General features: G+C 38.6%; 22 protein-coding genes. 14 read left to right on the top strand and 8 right to left on the bottom strand.

Annotated features, from left to right (window positions below):
* Nucleotides 1-487, bottom strand: a 487-nt coding sequence (locus ACTB1O_RS10110) for a class I SAM-dependent methyltransferase (RefSeq protein WP_462995012.1), incomplete at its 3' end; no start/stop codon positions are given.
* Between the two features lie 646 nt (nucleotides 488-1,133).
* Here ACTB1O_RS10110 and ACTB1O_RS10115 point away from each other — a divergent pair.
* The 3 genes from ACTB1O_RS10115 to ACTB1O_RS10125 all read left to right on the top strand — a co-directional run bounded on the left by ACTB1O_RS10115 (nucleotide 1,134) and on the right by ACTB1O_RS10125 (nucleotide 4,672).
* Complete coding sequence (locus ACTB1O_RS10115; protein WP_462995013.1) at nucleotides 1,134-1,739, top strand: hypothetical protein; 606 nt, start codon at nucleotides 1,134-1,136, stop codon at nucleotides 1,737-1,739.
* Complete coding sequence (locus ACTB1O_RS10120) at nucleotides 1,723-4,029, top strand: efflux RND transporter permease subunit (RefSeq protein ID WP_462995014.1); 2,307 nt, start codon at nucleotides 1,723-1,725, stop codon at nucleotides 4,027-4,029. The genes ACTB1O_RS10115 and ACTB1O_RS10120 overlap by 17 nt, the downstream gene beginning before the upstream one ends.
* Before the next feature lie 163 nt (nucleotides 4,030-4,192).
* On the top strand, nucleotides 4,193-4,672 hold the full coding sequence (locus ACTB1O_RS10125) for a flavodoxin family protein (protein ID WP_462995015.1): 480 nt from the start codon (nucleotides 4,193-4,195) through the stop codon (nucleotides 4,670-4,672).
* A gap of 86 nt (nucleotides 4,673-4,758) precedes the next feature.
* Here ACTB1O_RS10125 and ACTB1O_RS10130 read toward each other — a convergent pair whose 3' ends face one another.
* Complete coding sequence (locus ACTB1O_RS10130) at nucleotides 4,759-5,169, bottom strand: winged helix-turn-helix transcriptional regulator (protein ID WP_462995016.1); 411 nt, start codon at nucleotides 5,167-5,169, stop codon at nucleotides 4,759-4,761.
* A gap of 91 nt (nucleotides 5,170-5,260) precedes the next feature.
* Here ACTB1O_RS10130 and ACTB1O_RS10135 point away from each other — a divergent pair, with 91 nt between their 5' ends.
* From ACTB1O_RS10135 to ACTB1O_RS10155, 5 genes are all read left to right on the top strand, one after another.
* Entirely contained in the window at nucleotides 5,261-6,085 is an 825-nt protein-coding gene (locus ACTB1O_RS10135) for a nitroreductase family protein (RefSeq protein ID WP_462995017.1), read from the top strand.
* Between the two features lie 171 nt (nucleotides 6,086-6,256).
* Nucleotides 6,257-6,700, top strand: a complete 444-nt coding sequence (locus ACTB1O_RS10140; protein WP_462995018.1) for a MarR family winged helix-turn-helix transcriptional regulator — start codon at nucleotides 6,257-6,259, stop codon at nucleotides 6,698-6,700.
* 65 nt (nucleotides 6,701-6,765) lie between these two features.
* Nucleotides 6,766-7,143, top strand: a complete 378-nt coding sequence (locus tag ACTB1O_RS10145) for a carboxymuconolactone decarboxylase family protein (protein WP_462995019.1) — start codon at nucleotides 6,766-6,768, stop codon at nucleotides 7,141-7,143.
* 209 nt (nucleotides 7,144-7,352) lie between these two features.
* The gene (locus ACTB1O_RS10150) at nucleotides 7,353-8,555 is read left to right on the top strand and encodes an aldo/keto reductase (protein ID WP_462995020.1); all 1,203 of its coding nucleotides are present in this window, start codon (nucleotides 7,353-7,355) and stop codon (nucleotides 8,553-8,555) included.
* Nucleotides 8,556-8,590: 35 nt separating this feature from the next.
* Nucleotides 8,591-9,181, top strand: a complete 591-nt coding sequence (locus ACTB1O_RS10155; protein WP_462995021.1) for a TetR/AcrR family transcriptional regulator — start codon at nucleotides 8,591-8,593, stop codon at nucleotides 9,179-9,181.
* A gap of 130 nt (nucleotides 9,182-9,311) precedes the next feature.
* Here the strand turns inward: ACTB1O_RS10155 and ACTB1O_RS10160 are convergent, their stop codons facing one another.
* The 3 genes from ACTB1O_RS10160 to ACTB1O_RS10170 are packed head-to-tail and all read right to left on the bottom strand — an operon-like array spanning nucleotide 9,312 to nucleotide 13,531.
* Complete coding sequence (locus tag ACTB1O_RS10160) at nucleotides 9,312-10,868, bottom strand: MDR family MFS transporter (RefSeq protein ID WP_462995022.1); 1,557 nt, start codon at nucleotides 10,866-10,868, stop codon at nucleotides 9,312-9,314.
* A 32-nt stretch (nucleotides 10,869-10,900) separates the two neighbouring features.
* A complete protein-coding gene (locus tag ACTB1O_RS10165; RefSeq protein WP_462995023.1) occupies nucleotides 10,901-13,060 on the bottom strand; it encodes a C45 family peptidase in 2,160 nt (719 codons plus the stop codon).
* A 21-nt stretch (nucleotides 13,061-13,081) separates the two neighbouring features.
* Nucleotides 13,082-13,531 (bottom strand): MarR family winged helix-turn-helix transcriptional regulator, encoded by a 450-nt coding sequence (locus ACTB1O_RS10170; RefSeq protein ID WP_462995024.1) that lies wholly within the window; start codon nucleotides 13,529-13,531, stop codon nucleotides 13,082-13,084.
* A gap of 394 nt (nucleotides 13,532-13,925) precedes the next feature.
* Here ACTB1O_RS10170 and ACTB1O_RS10175 point away from each other — a divergent pair, with 394 nt between their 5' ends.
* The 4 genes from ACTB1O_RS10175 to larC all read left to right on the top strand — a co-directional run bounded on the left by ACTB1O_RS10175 (nucleotide 13,926) and on the right by larC (nucleotide 17,456).
* Nucleotides 13,926-15,125, top strand: coding sequence for an aldo/keto reductase (locus ACTB1O_RS10175; protein ID WP_462995025.1), 1,200 nt, complete (start codon nucleotides 13,926-13,928; stop codon nucleotides 15,123-15,125).
* 54 nt (nucleotides 15,126-15,179) lie between these two features.
* Nucleotides 15,180-15,761, top strand: coding sequence for a TetR/AcrR family transcriptional regulator (locus ACTB1O_RS10180; protein WP_462995026.1), 582 nt, complete (start codon nucleotides 15,180-15,182; stop codon nucleotides 15,759-15,761).
* Between the two features lie 177 nt (nucleotides 15,762-15,938).
* Nucleotides 15,939-16,694 (top strand): nickel pincer cofactor biosynthesis protein LarB, encoded by a 756-nt coding sequence (gene larB, locus ACTB1O_RS10185; protein WP_462995027.1) that lies wholly within the window; start codon nucleotides 15,939-15,941, stop codon nucleotides 16,692-16,694.
* Nucleotides 16,695-17,456 (top strand): nickel pincer cofactor biosynthesis protein LarC, encoded by a 762-nt coding sequence (gene larC / locus ACTB1O_RS10190; RefSeq protein WP_462995028.1) that lies wholly within the window; start codon nucleotides 16,695-16,697, stop codon nucleotides 17,454-17,456.
* A 94-nt stretch (nucleotides 17,457-17,550) separates the two neighbouring features.
* Here the strand turns inward: larC and ACTB1O_RS10195 are convergent, their stop codons facing one another.
* Together ACTB1O_RS10195 and ACTB1O_RS10200 are read right to left on the bottom strand one after the other, a co-directional pair.
* Nucleotides 17,551-18,771: an ORC1-type DNA replication protein gene (locus ACTB1O_RS10195; RefSeq protein ID WP_462995029.1), complete on the bottom strand. Its 1,221-nt coding sequence runs from the start codon at nucleotides 18,769-18,771 to the stop codon at nucleotides 17,551-17,553.
* Between the two features lie 56 nt (nucleotides 18,772-18,827).
* Nucleotides 18,828-19,595, bottom strand: coding sequence for a phospholipase D family protein (locus ACTB1O_RS10200; RefSeq protein ID WP_462995030.1), 768 nt, complete (start codon nucleotides 19,593-19,595; stop codon nucleotides 18,828-18,830).
* 375 nt (nucleotides 19,596-19,970) lie between these two features.
* On the opposite strand from ACTB1O_RS10200, the gene ACTB1O_RS10205 reads away from it, so the two are divergent.
* Nucleotides 19,971-20,765, top strand: a complete 795-nt coding sequence (locus tag ACTB1O_RS10205) for a hypothetical protein (protein ID WP_462995031.1) — start codon at nucleotides 19,971-19,973, stop codon at nucleotides 20,763-20,765.
* A gap of 63 nt (nucleotides 20,766-20,828) precedes the next feature.
* Here ACTB1O_RS10205 and ACTB1O_RS10210 read toward each other — a convergent pair whose 3' ends face one another.
* Nucleotides 20,829-21,059, bottom strand: coding sequence for a hypothetical protein (locus tag ACTB1O_RS10210; RefSeq protein ID WP_462995032.1), 231 nt, complete (start codon nucleotides 21,057-21,059; stop codon nucleotides 20,829-20,831).
* 156 nt (nucleotides 21,060-21,215) lie between these two features.
* Between ACTB1O_RS10210 and ACTB1O_RS10215 the strand changes: the two genes are divergently transcribed.
* Complete coding sequence (locus ACTB1O_RS10215) at nucleotides 21,216-21,719, top strand: hypothetical protein (RefSeq protein ID WP_462995033.1); 504 nt, start codon at nucleotides 21,216-21,218, stop codon at nucleotides 21,717-21,719.
* Nucleotides 21,720-22,357: the final 638 nt, after the last annotated feature.

Consider the following 22,357-nt stretch of genomic DNA (forward strand, 5'->3'; position numbering starts at 1 on the left):
ACATGTTTTTTCGTGAAAACTCTTCCCAGTCAGGATTTTTGCGAATCATTTCGGCAGAAACACATTTTGTCAACTCCCTGTTTCCAAACCCTCCGCCGATGTATGTTCTGCCGCCCGGTTTTAATACACGGTAAATCTCCCTAAATGCGGTATGAATATCATCCCAGAAGAACATTGAACCACGACTAATTATCAGATCTGCATAATTATCAGAAAATGGCATGTCGTGAACATCGCCACAGGCAGTTTTTATACGATCTTCAAGTCCAGCATCTTTTATATTTTTCAATGCTTTTTTTTGCATGTCGGAGGAATAGTCAAAAGAGATAACATCAAGGCTTGTTTTTTTTGCAATCGCAATAGATAAAGATGCCGGGCCGCTTCCAATATCAATGCACATTCCTTTTGTAATTCCAAATCTTTTGATTATATTGTCTGCAATTACAGGATATATCGGCGCAAAAATTGTTTTTGCAATTTCATCCATATTTCCGGTTCCCTTTTTACCAGCACTCATATTATTTTTAGTCATATTAACACAATTTCCATTCAGATTTTCCCTGATTTCATCCTCATTTGCATTCTTACTTTTACTTCACATTCAAAGTAAAATTATACTTATTAACATCATTTTTCTTAATTTTTCATTCACATTTACATTAATTTCATTCAGATTTTTTCATTCTGATTTTTTTTGTATTCTCATCTAAATCATTCACATCAAAATAATTCATATTCTAAACTTTTCCAAAGGAATTTTTAGATGATTTTTTGGGTTTTCCCAATCAATAATAGTAATTAACAATCTCCATTTAGAAAAATGATTTCATTTACATTTGTTCAATATTCTAACTAGTTTGTGTGCTCTCTTAAACTTACACAACCTCATCAACCCGACAAAGTAAAATATCTTTTTCGTCCGTCTTTTCGCCTTAAAGATCCTGAAATCAATAATAATCATCTCTAAGAATTATTACTCCAATCATTGCATGGACAAAATTTCCAAATAAATATTTATAATATGATTAATAGATTGTACACTCTAGATTGATCCATCTAGAGCGAGTGTTCTACATGTGCGGCCTTTGTAGGCCGTCCGAACATTTAAGGATAATATATGAGGAAAAGGTAAAATGCGGCCCGGAAAAAATGAAAAAATCAATAAAATGCCTGGTACTTCAGAATTCAATTTGGCAAACCAAGCTTTAACACTGAACGAATCTCTCCTTCAGTCAGACAATAGCAATGAATTATGTGAACATGAAAATGGATTTTTTAGACCTTTGAATCATCTCTATTCTCATTTCATTGCAAGTTCATATCACTATCAATATTTAGATGAGACAAAGACTGTCTGGGAAGAGGTTGGCTTCCTACCTCCTGTTGTCTATCAACATGTAGTCGAAATTTTACATCAGCTCTCAATGTATGGAGAATCAGAAAAATCTTCGTTGTTATTATCTATTCTGAATATTTCCAAAAATCAAGATAAAAACGATTCATATTATGTTATTGACCCAGTTCGGCTCAAACATAGTGCCCGTGAATATGGAATTCCCATATCAGACAGGAATTATACTGATATTGCAAGAGCTGTTACAAAAGCGATTGTCAATGAATATTACCCAGGGTATATGAAAAATTCTATTCTCAACCATGATTCAGATGAGAATCATCCAAATTTAAATTTTACAAAAAATCATGCAGGCGAGGGCCGGATAAATGAAATCACCGTTTGAATGGTTGGCGAAAGCTATACAAAACCGTCCCTTTCATGTAACAGCAATTGCACTTGCAGTTCTCGTTCTGATCTTGTACGGAATGACGCTGCTCGCAATGGAAACAGGAAATGATACTTATATTGATAAGACTACACTAAGAGGTTCACTTCTCAACCATTATTCAGATGTTTACGAATCCGACAATATTATGATCATTTTTGAATCTGATGAAGTGCTCACAACAACCATGTTGGAATATATCGACAGACTGGAAGAAGATATTCGGAATGAGCAATATATTTCAGGAGTTAATAGCATTGCAGATCTATTTAATGAGGCAAATCATGGTGATCTTCCACAATCTCAGGCAGAAATTAACTTTCTTAAAGAACAACTCCCCTCGTCTCTCCTTGACCGTTATGTGCCTTCCAATCTAATGACCATCATTATCGTAGAACTTGAACCAGGTGTATCTGAGGATGTCCAGAAGCAGGTTCTAAATAATCTCGATTCGATGATCAGAATCTCTGATAATCCTCCAGGAACAAGTATTACAGTCTCTGGAAGCCCGGCATTTGACGAAGAAAGAAGGCAACAAATGGGAGCATCTCTAGGTACACTTATTTTAGCAGCTATGCTATTGATGGTTCTTGCAATGCTGCTATTATTCTCACACGTTCGTTACAGGTTACTGCCGGTATTTGTAGTAGGTACTGGACTTATCATGACATTCGGAATAATGGGCCTGTTAGGAATCAATATTAGTATGGTAGTAATCGGAGCCTTTCCTGTCCTTATCGGAATAGGGATTGATTATGCGATTCAATTTCATTCACGTATTGACGAGGTTGTCCGGCACTCGAGTCTAAAACAGGCAGTTCAGGTCGCTGTAAAAAGTGCTGCTCCCTCTCTATTAATAGCAATGAGCGCTACGTCCATAGGTTTCATTGCAATGGTTTTCTCCCCACTTCCTATGATGGTGGATTTTGGGATCTGCTGCATGATTGGAGTATTATGCTGTTATATTTCAGCTTTAATCATAATCCCTACTTTCGCAGTCATCTCTAAATATAAACCTAAAAAAGAGGGCATAAAAAAAAGGGACAAATCAACTCCTGGTAATCAAGAGAATGGAAATGTAAATAGAAGTAGATCTGAGATTTCACTCATTGAACGCTACAATCATATGCTTGGTCAGCTTGCCTATAAAATTGCTAAAAACCCAATCCCGGTAATATTAAGTCTTTTTTTTATAGCCGCCTTCGGATTATACCTGGACAACCAAGTTCCGATCAATACCGATGAGGAATCCTTTGTACCACAGGATATGCCTGCTCTTATAGATATGAAAAAAATTACAAGAGTTTGGGGCTCTACAGACACAATACCAATTATAATTACAGCAGATAATGTCCTTAACCCTGAGATTCTCAAGTGGATGTATAATTTTGAAAACTCTGAATTGAAAAATAATTACAGGATTACAAGTATATCCAGCTTAACAACAATTCTGATTGAGTATAATAACGGAATTCTGCCTGAAACAGATAGTGAGATAAAGAGCACCTTAAATAAAATCCCAGATTCAATAAAAAAACAATTTCTTAACGGACATGCTGAAGCAATAATCCAGTTTTCTACCGAAGATATGTCCTCTGAGATCTCTCAATCCACAATCGCAGCTTTATCAAAGGATCTGGAGTGGCACCTCATTAATGCACCTCCCGGCGTATCAGGCCACATTACCGGATCAGCTGATATGTTTGCTGCACTAATGGGAGATGTAAAAGAATCAAAAACTGAGATGACTATCTTAGGATTTGTAATGATATTGGCCTTCCTTTTGATAATATATCGAAAGATCAATTCAATTTCACCTCTCATTCCAATTATCATGATCGTTGGCTGGAATGGTGCGATTATGTATTTATTAGGCCTGGATTATTCTCCTTTGACAGCTGTGCTTGGTTCTATGACAATCGGTGTTGCATCGGAGTATACTATTCTTATAATGGAAAGATGTGAAGAAGAATTGAAAAACGGGATGAATATCTATGAAGCAATTCAGATGAGTGTCCAAAAGATAGGAACGTCAATCACAGTGTCCGGTCTTACAACGGTCTTCGGATTCTCAGCTTTAATCATCTCGCCCTTCGTAATAATCTCCAATTTTGGAATTGTAACGGTAATAACGGTTGCGTTCTCCCTTCTCGGTTCAATAATCGTCATGCCGGCAGTACTGGTACTAATGCACAGATTTACCAGACCAAACGGACACTCACAGATTAAAGGAGGAATTACCATGTGATCTTTAAAGAATACACATAAAAACAGGCCAGTAAAATCATTGCCTGTATTTTAAAAATAGATATTTGAACAAATCAACCTATTTGCAATAGAATATTAACGAATATCTATTATAGAAAAGAGGATCGACAGAAAATTTAATTTGAGGACTCCTGAGGAAAACAATGAAAATTACAACAATTTTCTATTCATATTCGGGTATTACCCGGAGCATAGCAGAAAAGATAAAAGAATCATGCGGAGGCGATCTCATTGAAGTAAAAACCAATGAGCAGTATTCAGCAGCCAAAGCATATTCGATTGGATGTTATCGGGCATTAAAAGGCATATGTGATGAAATTCAGCCCAGTATTATTGACATCTTCGAAACAGATTTAATTATAATCGGGACACCAGTATGGGCATATAGAGCCACTCCAGCAATTAATGGTGCAGTAGAAACACTTACAAATTGTAGCGGGAAAATTGTAATCCTATTTGCCACATGTGGCTCGCATGCAAATGACACCCTTTCGATCCTTGAAGAAAATTTAACAGCAAAAGGTATGATTGTAGGAGGCAAATTTGTATTTAACAAAAATGACGTTCAAGATGAAGATAAAATTAACAACCTTATAAATGCAATAAAGAAACACAGAAATTAAGATTTTATAGAAATCCTCCAACCAACTCTTCCATAAATGCTGAATTGTAAAAATAAATCCATATCAAAGTGTCAAAATGAGGATTTCTACAGAGTTCCATTTCGACAGTAATTTTCAATATTCTTTTTTATTTCTGCGAAATCTCCATTGAATTGGAGATCCACCGGATACTCGATAGTCCCTTTGCTCCCAGATCGACAATATTCTACTCCCCACAATAACAGCGACACGAGAACAGGCATTACCGACATGCCTGTTTTTGTAAGACTATACTCAACTCTTGCAGGAACCTCGGCATAGACATTTCGTAGGATCATACCATCCCTTTCAAGCTCTCTCAATTGTTTCGTAAGCGTCATCTGATTTATTGCCGGTATTGATTTCTTTAGTTCTGAAAATCTCAAAGGGCCATCACTAAGATTCCAGAGTATTACAGGTTTCCATTTCCCACCGATAATATTGAGGGTTACCGTTATCGGACATTCTTCATATGTCAAAATATCACCATCCACAAGGTAAGATCTAATTTACCTAGTAAATTATATTTAACTACCAATTATTTATTAGTTACAAATTAATTCTTAGCTAATGCAACAGATTAAAATCGATAATGAACTCTGCAGAAATTGTGGAATCTGCGTTTCTGCTTGTGTGTATGGAATAATTCAGAAAGATAATGAAACAGACACTCCCATTGTCATTCCTGAGCTTCTCCAGTACTGTAGCCTCTGTGGACATTGCGAAGCCAGCTGCCCTGAGGCTGCGATCTCGGTTGAATACCCACAGGCAGGCCCAGTGCCGGAATATATAGGAGAAATCAGTATTTCACCTGTCGACATCGGAAAACTCATGACAATGCGCAGGTCAGTCAGGTATTTTACAAAAGAATCTGTATCAACAGAAATGCTAGAAGAGATTCTGAATATTGTCCGATATGCACCTACTGGTATGAACAGCCAGTCCGTCCACTGGCTGATTATCACTGATCCAGTGGAAATCAAAAAACTTGCCGGTCTTATTATTGACTGGGGACGTAAGGTCGTTAGAGAGCAGCCTGATTTCCCGTTATCACCTGTGTTATCAACATTAATAGGAAAATGGGACAGTGGAGCAGATCCCATATGCCACAACGCTCCCTGCCTTGCGATAGCATACGGACCCAAAGAGAATCCCATCGCATTCATCGATTCGATTATTGCCCTTACCCACCTCGATCTTGCAGCACCTGTATTTGGGCTTGGGACCTGTTGGGCAGGATTTGTTCAGATTGCTGCCGATGCCTCGCCGGAAATTTCCGCCTTCCTCGGGATTCCCGAAGGCTTCAAATCGCAGTATGCCATGTTGATTGGTCATCCGGATGAAAAGTTCCATAATATACCCAAACGCGATTCACTGAAAGTAATCTGGAGATAGATATCGACAACAGCAAGAAGGTCATTTTATCAATAAATAAAAAAGGCCTTTTGTATTAATAATCGAAGAAAATAATGGTCGAAAGATCGATATACAGAAACCCCAATTTTTTAATCACAAATAAAGCAAGAGTTCATAAATTTAATGTCTGGCTACCTCTCATGTATTATTATGGAGTTAGAGGACTTATTCCTGCAGTTCATTGACAGTTATCAAAATGTCCTCCTTAATATAAACCGAGAAGCTGAAGGTGACACAGGTTACCCGAATATCACATTGAATCAATTTTTCTATTTACAGTGTATTCAACGAAATGAGAATACTACCCTCACTGAGTTAGCTCAAAAACTAAACGTATCAAAACCTTCGGCTGCTGTTATAGTCTCCAAACTCATAGAAGAAGGTTTTGTTATACGGACCCGATCTACAGTAGATCGACGAAAATTCCATCTAATTCTGAGTGAGAAGGGCCACCAGGTATTTTTAATTAAAAAAAAGGCTTATTTTAAAATAATCGACAATATAATTGAAAACACAACTGAAAAACAGCAGAAAATACTAATAGAGGCTTTTAAAATAATGATTACATGTTCACCAGAATTAGAAAGTTCTTGATAAAATTTACAAACTAGTTAGTTAAGCTTAACAAACTATTTACCTTGAACATCCCATTAATTAGTATGGAAAATGTTCGATTTGAAAAAGGAATGATGAAGCTTGAAGAACTTGGTAGCGGTGCGGGAAAAAATGCTTTTGAACAACTTAATGAAATCTCACCATTTCTGGCCCGTTTTCTAGTTGAATCTTTTGGAGAAGTTTGTGCCCTCCCTGAAATCAACAATCGTGAAAGAGAGATTGCCGTTATAGCAGCCTGTACAACTTTAGGATATGCTATTCCACAATTAAAAACTCATATCAATGCCGGTCTTAATGTTGGTTTGACAAAAGATGAGATCATTGCAATAATCAATACAATGAGTGCTTATGCCGGCTTCCCTGCAACACTGAATTCTCTTAAAGCTGCACAGGAAGTTTTCCAGATGCGTGGAATAATGTAAACAGATCCTATTTCTTTAACTTCATTCCATTTTGAAGACACCTTAATTTTACGCAGTATCTGCATTTTTCCCAGATTAATTTAAATTGAAAATTTGGAGTACGATAATTAAATATTTATATTTTGAAAATAGATTGTTTACTCTAGATTGATTAATCTAGAGTGCCCTCTCCATGAGACAATAAAGAATCTTAAAAGGACGTGGATTAGATGCAGTATAGAAAAGTTCCGAAAAACGGCGATAGATTATCCGCACTGGGTTTTGGTGCAATGCGCCTTCCGACTAAAAGGCTCCGAATCGACGAAGAAAGAGCAGCAGAACAAATAAAATTAGCAATCGATAATGGTGTAAACTATATTGATACGGCCTTTACATATCATGGGGGTGAAAGTGAAAACTTTCTTGGTCGCTTCCTTCAGGATGGATACAGGGAGAAGGTAAAACTCGCAACAAAGTTGCCTGTATGGGCTGTTAAATCTCAAGAAGATATGGATAAATATCTTGATCTGCAACTAGAAAAACTTCAGACAGATCATATTGATTATTATTTACTACATGCACTTAACAGAAGTATGTGGGAGAATTCCAAAAATATTGGCGTTTTAGAGTTTTTAGACAGAGCTAAAGAACAGGGAAAGATAATAAACGCCGGGTTTTCCTTTCACAGTGACCGCATGACTTTTAAAGAAATTATTGATTCATATGATTGGGAAATGTGCCAGATCCAATATAATTTTCTGGATGAAGAAAACCAGGCAGGCAAAGAAGGTCTGCTTTATGCAGCCTCTAAAGGTCTTGCAGTAGTAGTGATGGAGCCCTTAAGGGGCGGTTCTCTTGCCAAAGATCTACCCAAAGAGGTTACAAAAATTTATTCAAATGCCGAAAGGAAAAGAACTCCTGCAGAATGGGCTTTCAGTTGGGTATGGAATCATCCAGAGGTTACTGTTGTTTTATCGGGTATGAATGAAGAGTCACATATTAAAGAGAATATTGAAACATGCAACGCATCTTCTCCAAATTCAATGAGCATCAAAGAACTGGAAATGATGGATCATGCAAAGAAAGTGTACAAGAAGCTGTTAAAAGTTCCATGTACAGGCTGCAGCTATTGCATGCCCTGTCCACACGGAGTAAATATTCCAATTTGTTTTTACTTATATAACCAGTATCATATGATGGGTAATAGGATGATAACCCGTGGATTATATGGAGCACAAACGATGGGAATTCAGGGAGATCCGTCAAATGCATCTTTATGCAAAAAATGTGGGAAATGCGTGAAAGCATGCCCACAACACATTGAAATCCCTGATGTACTTGATGAAGTTAAAAAGACACTTGAAGGCCCGCAGACAAAATTAATGATCCCTATTTTTAAATGGTACCTTGGCAGAAGTACAAATGAGAAATAGCACAAAAACTATAATATTAAATCCAGAGGAAAAAGATGACAATAATAAAAGGGGAGCCAACAAAGGTAGATAACAGGCAGAAGATCCTTAATGCAGCTTTAAATTTGTTTACAACAACCGGATTTCACGCCACGCCGATCTCTGCAATATATAAAGAGGCAGGAGTTTCATCTGGAACCCTTTTCCATTATTTTCCGGATAAGAACAGTCTTATTGGCGAATTATATCTATCGATAAAAACAGAGATGTCAAAAGTCTTCTCGGAAGCGGATAAAAGAGAGCTTCCAATTAAAGATAGAATTGAAAATATTCTCTGGGCATATATGATTTGGGGCATAGAAAACCATGAAAAGCAGCAATTCATGATCCAATTTCATAATTCGCCAAATATTGCAGAAGGCTTTAAAAAAGAAGCCCATTTGCGGTTTGCATGGACAAAAGAAGTCATCACACAAGGCATTGAATCAGGACTATTCAAAGACGTCTCAGTTGATATAATCCAGATTAATTTATATCTTTGTGGTGTAGGATTAATTCAGTTAGTTCATGAAAAAGAATCAGATTTGCCAATTGAAAAGGCTTTCAAGGATTATACTGAGATCTTTTGGAATGGTGTATTGAGATAGGATTACAGAAACCTTGTTTTATCGGAAAATGGGGAAGAAGACAGCAATTACATCTATTCTTTTTATATGACCCTCGATAGGAACAAGGAAATTCTGGATACCTATTGTCATCGTTATTTAAGAATTACATTTATACCTTGATTTTATCCTGCATTGGAAGTTCTTTTAGCAAAAATGTCATAATTAATGATAATATCACTAATATTGTACAAAAAATAAAAATATCCCTGATTGAATTTGAAAGTGCAAATTCTAATCCCTTATACAGGCTATTGAATACATCAATCTGTTCTCCAAAAAGTGCTGATTTAATATTATTTATCGCATCGCGATCGGTCAAAAAAAGGGGCTGTTTAAGAACTTCAGTCATATTATCAGGCAGGCCCCTAAAGTCAATTGTATTTATTCTTGCTTCCATAGAAGTAATCAATATCATACCAAAAATTGCAGAAAAAATTGTTGTTCCAAGCAACCTGAAAAACTGAAGTGCCGAGGTGACCGTTCCCACTTGTTCTTTTGGAAATGCATTCTGAACAGCGATATTAAAAGTAGGTAAGGAAAATCCTAAACCTGCCCCTGTTAAAACCAAAATTAATGCTACCATATAATTTTTAGAATCGGGCGTAAGCGTTGATAAAAGGAATAAACCAACTAATATGAAAAGTATCCCTACCAATGAGGGCAATTTGTATTTCTTTGTCCTGGAAATGATAATCCCACACAGACCACTTGCAACCACCATGCTAAACATTAACGGAGTAAGAATTGCTCCTGAATCTGAGGCATTTGAACCAAGAATGCCCTGTCCAAAAAGTGGTACGAATATTACTACTCCAATTATTACACCATTTAAAAATAACATATTTAATGAAGAAAGAGAAAAAATTGAATTTTTAAACAGATCAAGAGGAATTAGCGGCTGAGATGACTTCTTCTCAACAAAAAGGAAAGCAATCAGCATAATCGCTGAAAACACCAGCATACCTGAAATTAAAAGAGAATTCCAGGAATAAATCTCTCCAGCCAAGGTTAGAGCAAGTAAGAGGGGAACGATAAATAGTATAAATATTACAATACCTAAATAATCGACCTCTTCTGTTTTGTCATTGTTAATTTTACCGCCGGGAAGAGTGAAAAAAATGAAAACCATGGCAACAATTCCTACAGGTATATTGATATAAAATATCCACCTCCAGGAAAGAAAATCGGTGATATAACCGCCCAGAGCCGGCCCGACAATGCTTGCAATAGCATAAACAGAAGAACCTAATCCGAGATATTTTGCTCTTTCAACCGGAGAAAATGTTGCCCCGATAATTGCTAACATATTTGCAGACAAGATCCCCGCTCCGATTCCTTGTAAGCCCCTAAATAGTATTAGCTGCATTATATTGCTGGATACTCCGCAAAGTGCAGAACCTCCAAGGAAAACACCAACACCAATAAAAAATAATTTTTTAAATCCAAAAGTATCGGCCATCTTACCGGCTATCGGTATAAAGACTGCCGTACATAACATGTATATTGTAAAAGGCCACGTGTAATACTCCATCCCATTTAAATTATTAATTACCTGAGGCATTGCAGTACTGACGATCGTGCTGTCCATAGAGGCAAGGAACATCACTAAAAGAACCCCTGCGAGTATGAACATTTTCTTCTTTTCACTTAGAGTTTCCATCGTCATAAAATAATTATTACAAAAACTGCAATTTTCACTTACACGTTGAAATCTTCAGGACTATCCGGAGGAGGCAGGATCGTGGCTTTAATCATAAGCGCCTTCACCTGGGCCCTGGTGAATGCCCTCGTTGCAGATGCCCATTTATAGACAGCTTCTCGTCCGTTCAGAAGGCTGGCTTGTTTCATCAGCTTCTCTCCAAAACAAAGATTTTCTTCGGCTTCACTTTTTATTTTTTTCAGGAAATCCAGTGTTTGTGGGCAGGTAATTTTTTTGGTTTCAGTCATTAATCCCGAAATTTCATCCAGATAGTCCTTTGCTCTAGCATAGGCATATCGTGAAACATTCTCAGGATTCTCTGCAAGTTTGATCTCCCAGAATGCATTTGTCTCATTAAACATAGGACAAAAACTTGCCAAGAATGGACTAGTCGGTGCCACTCCACGTTTTGCTTCACCAGTACATACCGCATATAATCCATGATCTCCATTATCAGGAGAGGTCACTGTGATTATTCCATTGCTGGCATTCCCTACTGAAATGTCACCCCAAGCTCCGGATTTATTATAATTTTTATTAATCTCCTTCCAGGGACCGGGGGGAATAGTCCCTGAGTTGCGGAATATCATCTTCATATATTCCATATCTATCCGGCCGGATGCCCGACTTAAAACATTATAATGATAGAGATTCCGTTTCAGGCAACCACTGTACATACCCCTAAGCGCAGAAATAGCCTGGCCTTCACCCCCTTTAAACAAAGCTGATAATTTGAATCCTGAGAATCTTTCGGGGTACCAGCCCCCATGAGCGTCCCATTTCCAGTCTTTTTCTTTTTCCTGATCCTTTTGCATCCAGCCGGCCTTTGCAGCCTCTTTATGCATGGCGCTATTATTTGCATACAGAAAATCTGTCTCCCCCATATATCCCGATTCACGAATTATCACAGGTTCTTTCCTGCTTTCAAGAACGTAACCATAAGAACTGTCAGCGTAAAATCCACCAATTGTCCCGTTGTCCATCCCTGCATCTCCAATAGGACATTCTAGTTCCATCTGCAATGCCTCCTTCGCACTATTCGCGTACCTGAGTATATGAAAGACAGAAGTAGCTCGCCTCAATCCGTATCCCCAATATTTTTTCGGCTCAATCATCCTGGGCTGGCCACCATGTTCGATATAAGCCAGTCCCTTGTTGTTTATTCCGGGGAAACCAAACATATGCTGGCTGCCTACCAACACAATATCCCCTACTGCCGAGAAAGTAGTGAACATGAAATTGTTGCCCGTGTCCGGATATGCCATAATTACCACAGGAAAACTAGAGTCATGATCCCCTGAAGAACCGGTTACCAGCCTGCCATCTTTTGTCGCACTCCCCCAGGCACAGGCACCGGAGCACGCGATTGGAGGGGGGGCATCAGATATCTTATCCCCCCTTCCCATGTATGTTGTTCTTGGAGGCATGTGACCGGTCCATATCTCAAGAACGTCCATATATGACATTTCGATCCCCAGATCAGAGGCTCCCTCTGACCATCCCTTGCACATCTCGAGTATTTCCGGAGCGTACCTTCTAATTTGATCCTCCCATTTTCCTATTTCAAAGACTGCTTCTTCTGAAAATTTTCTTTGAGCTTTCTTTTCAATAATCCATCTACCATAGATCTGCACCAATTGCTGTGCATACTGATATCCCATCTCCCAACTTGAACCCTGAAGAATTACAACAGGACAAATTTCAGGAACCACAGGTGCATCATCAGCGAAATATATCTCAGTACCGTTTTTGGAAAGTATTGGCATCTCCACATCAAGCTTTTCGTCGGATTGGTTTTCAAGAAAGTTTAAAAGTGTATTTCCATACTTTATACAGACGTTAAAGCCATTTATTGCCATTTTCCATTCTTTTTTTGACCTTGTGAGGATTCCAACAGAGGAATGCCAACGGGCTTTGGAACATTCCAGCATTACCGCATTAAATTCATTAAGCCTTTGAATGTACAGGGGATCATTATAGTCCAACCTGGATAATTCCAGATTTACCCTTCCTAAAATAAGTTTGACCTGACTATATTTTGAGAAAGCCCTGACATAATCAAGATTCTTTATCATCCATGACATTCGGCCAGATGCCGGGCCTATGACCTGACCTTTCAGAGATGGTGCCCCATATTTCCCATTTTCCAGTGGATTCATTTTTCCTATCCCCCCAAGATATTATTTTTCGTGCAAACTATACAAACTGCCAATTATACTCTGTATTGTTTCCAATGAATTATTCAGGTCCTGAACGTCTTTTTCGGAGAGCAGATTCAGCTTATTTATTATTCTCCTTTGCAATTCGGATTTTTCCTCGATAATTACTTCTTCACCGGCTTCGGTAAGGTGGATTTTCACAACCCTCCTGTCATTTTCATCGTTTTTTCTCTCAATAAGTCCCTGTTCTTCAAGTTTATCAACAAGAAACGTGATATTCGGCTTTGAAACTTTTAATATCCTGCCTATATCACTCATTTTTGTTGGGCCATTTCGTAAAAGCACGGAGAGCAACGCTGACTGGCTGTCTTTATTAAACGATGTGCTGTCGTTTTCATCCCGGATTAGGTTTCGATAAATCAAGCCGAAAAGATCTGTAATTGATTGCGCAGTTTCTTCATTAGATTTCATAATACTCTCCTTAAATTAGTTAAGCTATTGAACTATTAAATAGATTAACTATTTAATTATTTAAGGTTTATCCTGGTTTATTATTGCACTCTTTTCTCACAACAACCTGATAGGAGATTACTCCAAAAACGCTTTCCCGAGATCTTGGCCTCTTAAAAATATTGGATTAAACTATCCATTAATATTCAGAATAGAGAGCATTAGTAAAAATTAAAAATTGAAGATTTATCAATATTGAAAAATTCTGTCTTAGTTATCTAAGAAAATTATTTATATTATACAATACTATAGAGCAGGTACTCTAGAGTGTTTGCTCAAGAGCAACCACTCTAGGAATCCAACCCAGGTGTTAGAAAACCGAAATCATCCTTTAAAAATGAAGAGAGAGAAAAGAATGCAATATAGAACAGTTCCAAAAAACGGCGATGAATTATCCGCATTAGGCTTCGGTGCAATGCGACTGCCGACAAAAAGAGGCAGGATCGATGAAGAAAAAGCGACTAAACAGATCAGGTACGCGATCGACAACGGGATCAATTATATCGACACAGCATTTCCGTACCATAATAATGAAAGTGAAAACTTTCTTGGGCGTGCTCTTCAAGAGAGGTACAGAGAAAAGATAAAGCTTGCAACAAAATTACCTGTGTGGGCTGTGAAATCAAGAGAGGATATGGATAAGTATCTCAATATTCAGCTTGAAAAACTTCAGACAGATCATATCGATTATTATATGCTCCATGGTTTAAATTCAGCAACCTGGGAGAAATCAAAGAAATACGGTGTTTTTGACTTTTTTAGCAAGGCAAAAAAGCAGGGAAAAATAATAAACGCCGGTTTTTCATTCCATGGAGATCGAAAAACATTCATAGAGATCGTAGACTCATATGACTGGGAATTCTGCCAAATCCAATATAATTACATCGATGAAGACGTTCAGGCAGGTAAGGAAGGACTTCTCTATGCAGCATCAAAAGATCTGGCCGTAATGATCATGGAACCGTTAAGAGGTGGAAACCTGGCGGATAAAATACCTGATGAAGTAACCAAGATTTATTCAGAAGCAGAAACGAAGAGAACTCCGGCAGACTGGGCATTTCGCTGGATCTGGAATCACCCTGAAGTTACCGTGGTTCTATCTGGCATGAACGATGAGAGACATATAGAAGAAAACATCCGGACATGTAACTCGGCATTTCCTAATTCAATGACTGAAAAGGAACTTGCAATTATGGATAAGGCAAAAGAAACATACAAAAAACTTCTCAAAGTGCCATGCACAGGATGCAGTTATTGTATGCCCTGCCCCTTCGGTGTCAATATTCCAATGTGTTTTGAATATTATAACCAGTACTACTCTGGAGGTAGCAAATTTATGACACGCGGCATATATGCATGTCACCTAATGGGAGTTATGGGAGAAACGGCAAATGCTTCACTATGTAGAAACTGTGGAAAGTGTCTAAAGGCATGCCCACAACATATCGCAATACCGGACGAACTTAAAAAAGCTACAAAAACACTTGAAGGCTGGCGGACAAAATTGATTATGCCACTTGCAAAGAGGCATCTGCCAACCGACATGAAAGAGTGAGGAGAGATAAACTCAATATATCCAGATCATCCAAAAAAATGGGAACAGAAAGATATGAACAGGGAATTATCTAAACCGGACAACAGGCAAAAAATACTTGATGCTGCTCTTCATCTCTTTACGACCAGAGGGTTTCATGCCACGCCTACATCGGCAATATGTAAAAAAGCGGATGTCGCTTCAGGTACCCTCTTCCATTATTTCCCGGATAAAACAACACTTATCGGTGAATTGTACCTTTCCATAAAAAGCGAGATGTCAAAAGTCTTCTCGGAGGCAGATATAAAAGACCTTCCGCTAAAAGAAAGAACCGAAAAGATTCTATGGGCATATCTGGAGTGGGGTATAGAGAATCCGGAAAAGGAGCAATTCGTAATGCAGTTCTGTAATTCCCCAAATATTGCTGAAGACGTCAGAAAAGAGGCACATTCGCAGTTTACATGGACAGATGAGATTATTGTCCAAGGGATCAAATTGGGAATTTTTGTTGATGTCCCCTTAGAGATTTTTCAGGTATATCTTTATCGAAGTGCAGCAGGTCTTTTGGAATTAATCCGTGAAAATAATACAGATTTACCACTGGAAGAACTGTTTAATTATTATATTCATGTTTTTTGGAATGGTGTTTTAAAATAGGACTATATTTGTTCTGACGAAGTTTGTATGGATTTGGATATTTTATAAATACAGAGTTACGAATCTGGCAATAATTCCAGTTTTCAGGGTTATTTTAAACCGCACTCTCTCTAAATTTCGATTAAATATACTTCAAATCTATCCAATTCTCCGGATCTAGAAGAACAGGAGTACTAAATGGAAAAAAAGGAAATTATTGGAATACTCAAACAAGTATCCGAAGGCGACCTCACAGTAGATGAGGCATTATTGCAATTTAAAACTGCACCGTTTGAAGATTTAGGCTTTGCCAAAATTGACAATCACAGGAGTCTCCGGCAGGGTATAGCTGAAGTTATCTACGGAGCAGGAAAAACACCACAGCAAATTGCAGAAATTGCTGCATCCATGCTGGCTAATGGTCAGAAAACAGTGCTGATAACCCGATTGAACAAGGAAAGTGCTGAATTTGTCAGCATTAAAATACCCTTACAGTATTATGAAACAGGAAATATCGGCATTGCTGGAGAACTACCCGAACCTGACGGATATGGAAAAATTGTCATAGCCACCGGCGGAACCAGCGACATTCCTGTAGCTGAGGAAGCGGCATTAACGGCAATGGCACTTGGAAATGGAATAATACGTCTTTATGATATAGGTGTAGCAGGTATTCACCGGCTGTTGGAACATGCAGATGATATCATGAGTGCACGTGTTATTATTGCCGTTGCAGGAATGGAGGGTGCACTTCCAAGTGTTATCGGCGGCCTTGCTGACTGCCCCGTGATTGCTGTTCCAACAAGTGTTGGTTACGGTGCATCCTTTGGCGGCCTGGCAGCACTGCTTTCAATGTTGAATTCGTGTGCAAGTGGTGTAAGTGTAGTGAATATTGACAATGGCTTTGGGGCAGGCTACCTCGCAAGTATGATCAATCACATAGGAGCAGAATAAATGAAAATGTTGTATCTCGAATGCAATATGGGTACATCAGGCGATATGTTGATGTCAGCACTTTTAGAATTGCATTCTGATCCCAAAGATTTTTTGCAAAGATTTAATGAATTAGAAATTCCCGGAATTTCTCTTCAAACACGACCAGCGATAAAATGTGGAATTACGGGGACGCAAGTTGTAATCACGGTTAACGGTAAAGAGGAAGAACACGGGGAGATTTCCCGTGAGCACAATCACAATAATGGACATTGTCATAATAACATGACTGAAGTTGAGCATATTATCAGCCATATAAAAATCCCCGATCATGTAAAGGATAATGCACTTGCCATTTACTCCCTGATAGCAGAAGCAGAAAGCCATGTTCATGGAAAACCAGTTAACCAAATCCATTTCCATGAAGTAGGAACAATGGATGCAATTGCGGATATCACTGGTGTCTGCCTTCTAATGGAAGAGCTTAATCCAGAACAGGTACTGGCATCACCTGTTCACGTGGGGTCAGGACATGTACATTGTGCACATGGAATTCTGCCGGTACCTGCTCCTGCAACAGCACATATTCTAAAAGATGTCCCAATATACGGCGGGACTATAAATGCCGAACTCTGCACCCCTACAGGAGCGGCGTTATTGAAACATTTCTGCTCTGGATTTTCATCTATGCCTGTTATGAGGGTGCAGAAGATAGGATATGGGATGGGGAAAAGGGATTTTGAGATTGCAAACTGTGTTCGTGCAATATATGGTTTGACATAAAAACTTAAAGTAGAATAAAAATAAATTGATTTTATCCTTAAATCCTATGAGTAAGTGATAAAAATAATATTTTATTTTTTTTCAAGTAATAATTTCACAAAACTCCCAAAACCTCGTCCGCCCCGTATCTCAAAACAATCTCCCTCGTCCGGCCCTTCGCCCTTACGCTCCTTAAATCGATAATCCTCATCGAATCGAACTTTTCAAGCCGCTCATAAAATATTGTATAGCCAATCGGAAACTTCTCTTTTGCAAGCTTATACAAAATCCCGGAAGTAAGAACCCCGACATTACTCCGGCTCTCCTCGGCGATCACCTGCAGCAGTTTCTTCTCCTCCGGAGAGAGAGCCGCAACTGCCTCCCGGAGATGAACATCCTTTGCTCCAAAAGAAGAGAGAGAATGAGTGACATCTTCAGGTATTACCTCCTTCCTTGCGGCTTGTTCGGCATTTACAACCGATCGCTTCACAAGCTCAAGGCCAACACGAACATCACCGGCTAAAACCGTCTTCTCGACAATCAAGCTCAATAATTCATCAGAAATTACTCCAGGATACAAACCCTGCGTTACTCTCTGACAAAGAATCTCCAAGATTTCATCGTGACCATATGGAGGAAAATATATGTCAACCGGTTGAAAAACGGATGATACTGCCAGATCTAACTTTCCCATGAAATCAATATCCATGTTGCTTACCGTCGCAATTACACCAAGCTTTGCGCCGGGGAACTCCTCGTAAATACGCAAGAGAGAATAAAGAGCATCATTTAGGTGGTTCTCATACATTAGGTAATTCGCATCGTCGAGACAGATGATTACACTCACCTGTGTCTCCACCAGGTGGTTTCCAATCTCGTTGTAGATTCTCCGGAACGCCACTCCTGAAGTTGGCGGATAATGCCCAAAAAGCCGATTGAATACTGTAGCAAATACAGAAAACCTCGTCCGGTCGTTTTTACAGTTAATATATATTGGAAGGATTCGTCTTGTTGCTTCCTCGATATCTGAAAAGAGCTTTCGGACCGAAGTGGTCTTCCCCGTCCCCGGAAGCCCACGGATCATGGAGTTGAATGGACGGCAGCCATTCATCGCCGGCCGGATGGAAAAGGCAAGTTCCCTCATCTGTTCGTCCCTAAAATTGAACTGTTCCGGGACATGATTAATCTCAAAAATTTCCGGGTCCTTGAAGAGAGTCTGGTCCCCCATAAGCAAATTCATCTTCATTATTTTTGAATGGGGAGAGGAGTATATATAGACGGATTCTGCGCTCGGTGAAAGTAAAAAAGGAGTTGCTACAATATTACTATAAATCATCTCCCTGTTTAACTCAATAAAAAATAAAGCAGAATTTTTCTATAAATTCAGTTTCTTTAAGAATTCTTATAATATTTATTATAACAATCCTTACAGATTGGTTTGGATTTTGTTGTCTTTGTCTTTATACCACACTTATGGCAATATTTCTCAGGATATTCGGAATTTTTAAATTTAGCCCAAAGAGGATAGCAATTACTGCAAAAGGGTTTTGAATTATCATAATCAATAGGTTCTCTACATCTAATGCAGTAGCCCATTTCACCTAAGATCGTATCCCCAAAACGTTCTAAAAATCCTTTTTTAGGAGCTTGTTTTAATATCGGCGATATTGATTTATTTTTAAATTGATTCTGGGTTTTCTGAGACCCTTCCCCTTTTAAATTCAGTTTGAAGACGGCCCGACTTTCTTCTATAATATTTTTAGCCTCTTTTAATGCTTTTTCATAAAGTTCAGGATCTGTTTCTTTTGAGAATTTAACCCCCATTTCATGATTATGTGTCTGAGAATGTTCATAGAGATTTAAGGAAGTGATTATCCCAAAAGATTCATTGATATAACATTTGGCATGGAGATTGTCACATTCCTGAAGTTTAATCCCAGAATTCTCCTTAAAAAAGTTATAATCATCTGTTGGAATTTTATCTCCTGAACGGTAAACAACCAATAAATCAACTTTATCTGAATCAACCCTCTTAATTGCCGTTTTAAAAATTTGAGATAATTTAAGATAAGGGCTAATCAGATAAAGAAATTTATCCGAGTTCTCGATTAATTCATTTAATTCAGAACTCGTTTTTAAATTATTCAAAAATTCTGCCATATTTATTCAGTTCCTAGAATATCTTCGTTTCTCGTTATTGCAGAAAAGGATTATTATTTAGGTCCATTTATGGTTTCATCTGCCATATTTCACTTTCACCCCCCATACAACTCTCGGTTAAATACCCCACAACATAATCTTTGATCGTCCCCGGTCGGGAAAAGATGTAGGACATTTCTCACAACTCCGAACTTCTCATGCCGCCGGGCAGAAAGCTCAACCGGATCAACTCGTTCCCTAAAAAACTGGTCAATATTCCGGCCGGGACAGGCCCCCCCAATCCAATGAGATCACCTAAAAACAATTTTTTTCTCTGGTATGATAAATCGTAAAGGATTTCAAAAGACTTTTTTCTCAGACAAATCATTCATATCTATGGATTTCTCTCTAGAATGGATTCAAGCAATAGCCACAGTAGTTCAGGCAATATTTGCGATCATCCTTGTAGGAGTGACAGTTGCATATGCGATTTCTACTAATAAAATGGCAAATGCTGCTGTAAAGCAAATTGAATACATTGAAAATGAAAATTATCGCCGTGTAGTTATTGACATACTCGAAAACACATACTGGTTAATATATCTACAAATCGAATTATGTCAATCATATTTGGAATTTAACTGCTTGAATACCTCTTTGAGACCAATAACGCCATATTTAAAAAAACAAACCCGTCCCCCTGACGAAATTCTAAAGAAATATAATGAAAAAATATTGGAATTTTCAGAAAGCTATGATAAATTGTTCACTGAAGGAAAGGAAATTGCTAGCCTCGCCTTTAAAAGATATGATTTGATTGAAAACCAATTTTTTGATTTCTGTAAAGACTTAATAAAAGATAATGATAGGACCGCATTAAATCTCAGTAATAATGTTCGTAGTTTCTTTGCTTGTACATTTGCCTCATCAGAATTAGATCTGACATATATAGATGATAATCAAAAAAATGACGTATTTAACTTTTTTACAGAGAATAAAGACAAACTTTCAGAATTCCTTATCGAAAAAGGATTTTCAGAAGATATGGAAAAATATTCTCGAATAAAAAAAGAGCTCATACCATTAATTGATAATTATTTAACGCTCCTGAATAATCTCTTTGAAGAATGGAAAAATGAGTATAATATTATAGATTCTGAATTTAAGAAACCCTATTCGTTTCCTTTATAATCAGAATAACCCCAATTTTTCAAAACCATTCCAAACTTTCAGAAAGTTTGCCAATGACGTCCCTCATTGCCAGAGCTTCATCAAAATAGCAACAAGACCACCGGCACCGGCCCCGACCCCGGCGGAGATCTGCCTCTCGCGGCCCGCCGACTCCGACTTAAAACCTTCGAGATCCCGGATGCGGTTCTCGTGGTCCCCGATGGACTCCTTCATCTCCTCAAGCGTCCTGCAGATCCACTTCACGTCCCGGTTCGTCTCGACGATCATGTCCCTGTTGCTCTTCTCTTCTTTCATTGTGCGTTTGCTCACTCCTGCGGATAAATTCGGCAGAATCAGGGATAAATCGAACTGTATCAACTATCTGATACAGTCACGCTAATTAGCCAAAAGGACGAGTAACTAATTGCCTGTTCCAGTACCCGGGGAAAAGGCAGGCAGGAGAAAAAACGAATGGCAGATTTCATCGAAACTTCCAACACCAAGTCAGCCACTCGTGAGCTTGCAAACCCCATCGCAGACGTTGCAACTTTCCAGAGTATCATCCAGTCGGTGATCAATGACAATCCCTTCGGCTGCACCGCTTACACTCAGAGCGGTGTGTCGCATGACGGGGTAGAGGTCAACCGCGAGAGTTATACCGCGAAGATCGTCTTCGAGGATAATGCGGCAGAAAAGATCGGAACTCTTTCCGTCAAGTGTCCCACTGTCTCTTCAATGAACAGTGCTGCCGGCGCAATCGTTGCAGACGCCGATCTTGCCGTTGCCGTCGGCGGTGATCCCGTCCGCGATGCAGACAGCGATACTTATTCCTGCCAGCTCAAGTGCCATGACGCAAACAGCGAAACCTACTATGTCACCTTCAGTCGTGACAAGGTCAGGGTCAGTTCTTACGAGGACGACTCCATCCTGACCGTTGTCGAGACCTGGGCCGACACTGTGGCCGCTCTTGCCTGAACAGAATTTCGAACACCGGGGAGGGAGGCTCTTTTCGACTCCCTTTCCGGGGAAAATAAGCTTATTTTGGGCTCTTTTTGAGGCTTTTTTAAGATCAGATTTTGCCTTCTTGAGACTTATTTTCACAAGAGGCCATTACTTCAGCTATTTTTAAGATTAAAGCCTAATTTATCGGTTTTCATATCGGCCCGTAGAAGCCCTTAAAATTTTCAGACGATGTTTACCCTGTCTGAACCTGAAATAATCCATTCAGAGGCTTCTGTGTGGATCGAAAAAACGGCGATTTGGGCTTTTTTTGACAATATATATGATTTTGGGTAACAATCAGAATAATCCTACATTTTCGGGCAGGATCAAAAATTCTTATCATAACTTAGAAGCAAGAATCTTTAATGATCACTCAACAACAATTCAGAGAAATCTTTTATCCTATGGAATGGATTTTCCGTTTCTTAATTCTAATACTGCTTTGCGTTGTTTTATCATATGTAGCAGTCCCCGAGAACTACTTCGCAATATTGGTTGTCTACTGGGGCCTGATCATCGGCATCATTCTTTTGTTTGGTGTTCAGTTTTATAATATCTGGATTTTTTGGAAAGATGGGAATAATAAAAATTAAAAAACAAAAAAATTATTC

The organism is Methanomicrobium sp. (assembly GCF_055145805.1).

Coding starts and splice junctions, on each gene's coding strand:
- ACTB1O_RS10165 (WP_462995023.1), bottom strand. CDS start 13,060: ATGAATCCACTGGAAAATGGGAAATATGGGGCACCATCTCTGAAAGGT.
- ACTB1O_RS10210 (WP_462995032.1), bottom strand. CDS start 21,059: ATGAAAGAAGAGAAGAGCAACAGGGACATGATCGTCGAGACGAACCGG.
- larC (WP_462995028.1), top strand. CDS start 16,695: ATGAAAATGTTGTATCTCGAATGCAATATGGGTACATCAGGCGATATG.
- ACTB1O_RS10215 (WP_462995033.1), top strand. CDS start 21,216: ATGGCAGATTTCATCGAAACTTCCAACACCAAGTCAGCCACTCGTGAG.
- ACTB1O_RS10175 (WP_462995025.1), top strand. CDS start 13,926: ATGCAATATAGAACAGTTCCAAAAAACGGCGATGAATTATCCGCATTA.
- ACTB1O_RS10205 (WP_462995031.1), top strand. CDS start 19,971: ATGGATTTCTCTCTAGAATGGATTCAAGCAATAGCCACAGTAGTTCAG.
- ACTB1O_RS10200 (WP_462995030.1), bottom strand. CDS start 19,595: ATGGCAGAATTTTTGAATAATTTAAAAACGAGTTCTGAATTAAATGAA.
- ACTB1O_RS10115 (WP_462995013.1), top strand. CDS start 1,134: ATGCGGCCCGGAAAAAATGAAAAAATCAATAAAATGCCTGGTACTTCA.
- ACTB1O_RS10140 (WP_462995018.1), top strand. CDS start 6,257: ATGGAGTTAGAGGACTTATTCCTGCAGTTCATTGACAGTTATCAAAAT.
- ACTB1O_RS10145 (WP_462995019.1), top strand. CDS start 6,766: ATGGAAAATGTTCGATTTGAAAAAGGAATGATGAAGCTTGAAGAACTT.
- ACTB1O_RS10170 (WP_462995024.1), bottom strand. CDS start 13,531: ATGAAATCTAATGAAGAAACTGCGCAATCAATTACAGATCTTTTCGGC.
- ACTB1O_RS10180 (WP_462995026.1), top strand. CDS start 15,180: ATGAACAGGGAATTATCTAAACCGGACAACAGGCAAAAAATACTTGAT.
- ACTB1O_RS10195 (WP_462995029.1), bottom strand. CDS start 18,771: ATGATTTATAGTAATATTGTAGCAACTCCTTTTTTACTTTCACCGAGC.
- ACTB1O_RS10135 (WP_462995017.1), top strand. CDS start 5,261: ATGCAACAGATTAAAATCGATAATGAACTCTGCAGAAATTGTGGAATC.
- ACTB1O_RS10155 (WP_462995021.1), top strand. CDS start 8,591: ATGACAATAATAAAAGGGGAGCCAACAAAGGTAGATAACAGGCAGAAG.
- ACTB1O_RS10120 (WP_462995014.1), top strand. CDS start 1,723: ATGAAATCACCGTTTGAATGGTTGGCGAAAGCTATACAAAACCGTCCC.
- ACTB1O_RS10160 (WP_462995022.1), bottom strand. CDS start 10,868: ATGACGATGGAAACTCTAAGTGAAAAGAAGAAAATGTTCATACTCGCA.
- larB (WP_462995027.1), top strand. CDS start 15,939: ATGGAAAAAAAGGAAATTATTGGAATACTCAAACAAGTATCCGAAGGC.
- ACTB1O_RS10125 (WP_462995015.1), top strand. CDS start 4,193: ATGAAAATTACAACAATTTTCTATTCATATTCGGGTATTACCCGGAGC.
- ACTB1O_RS10150 (WP_462995020.1), top strand. CDS start 7,353: ATGCAGTATAGAAAAGTTCCGAAAAACGGCGATAGATTATCCGCACTG.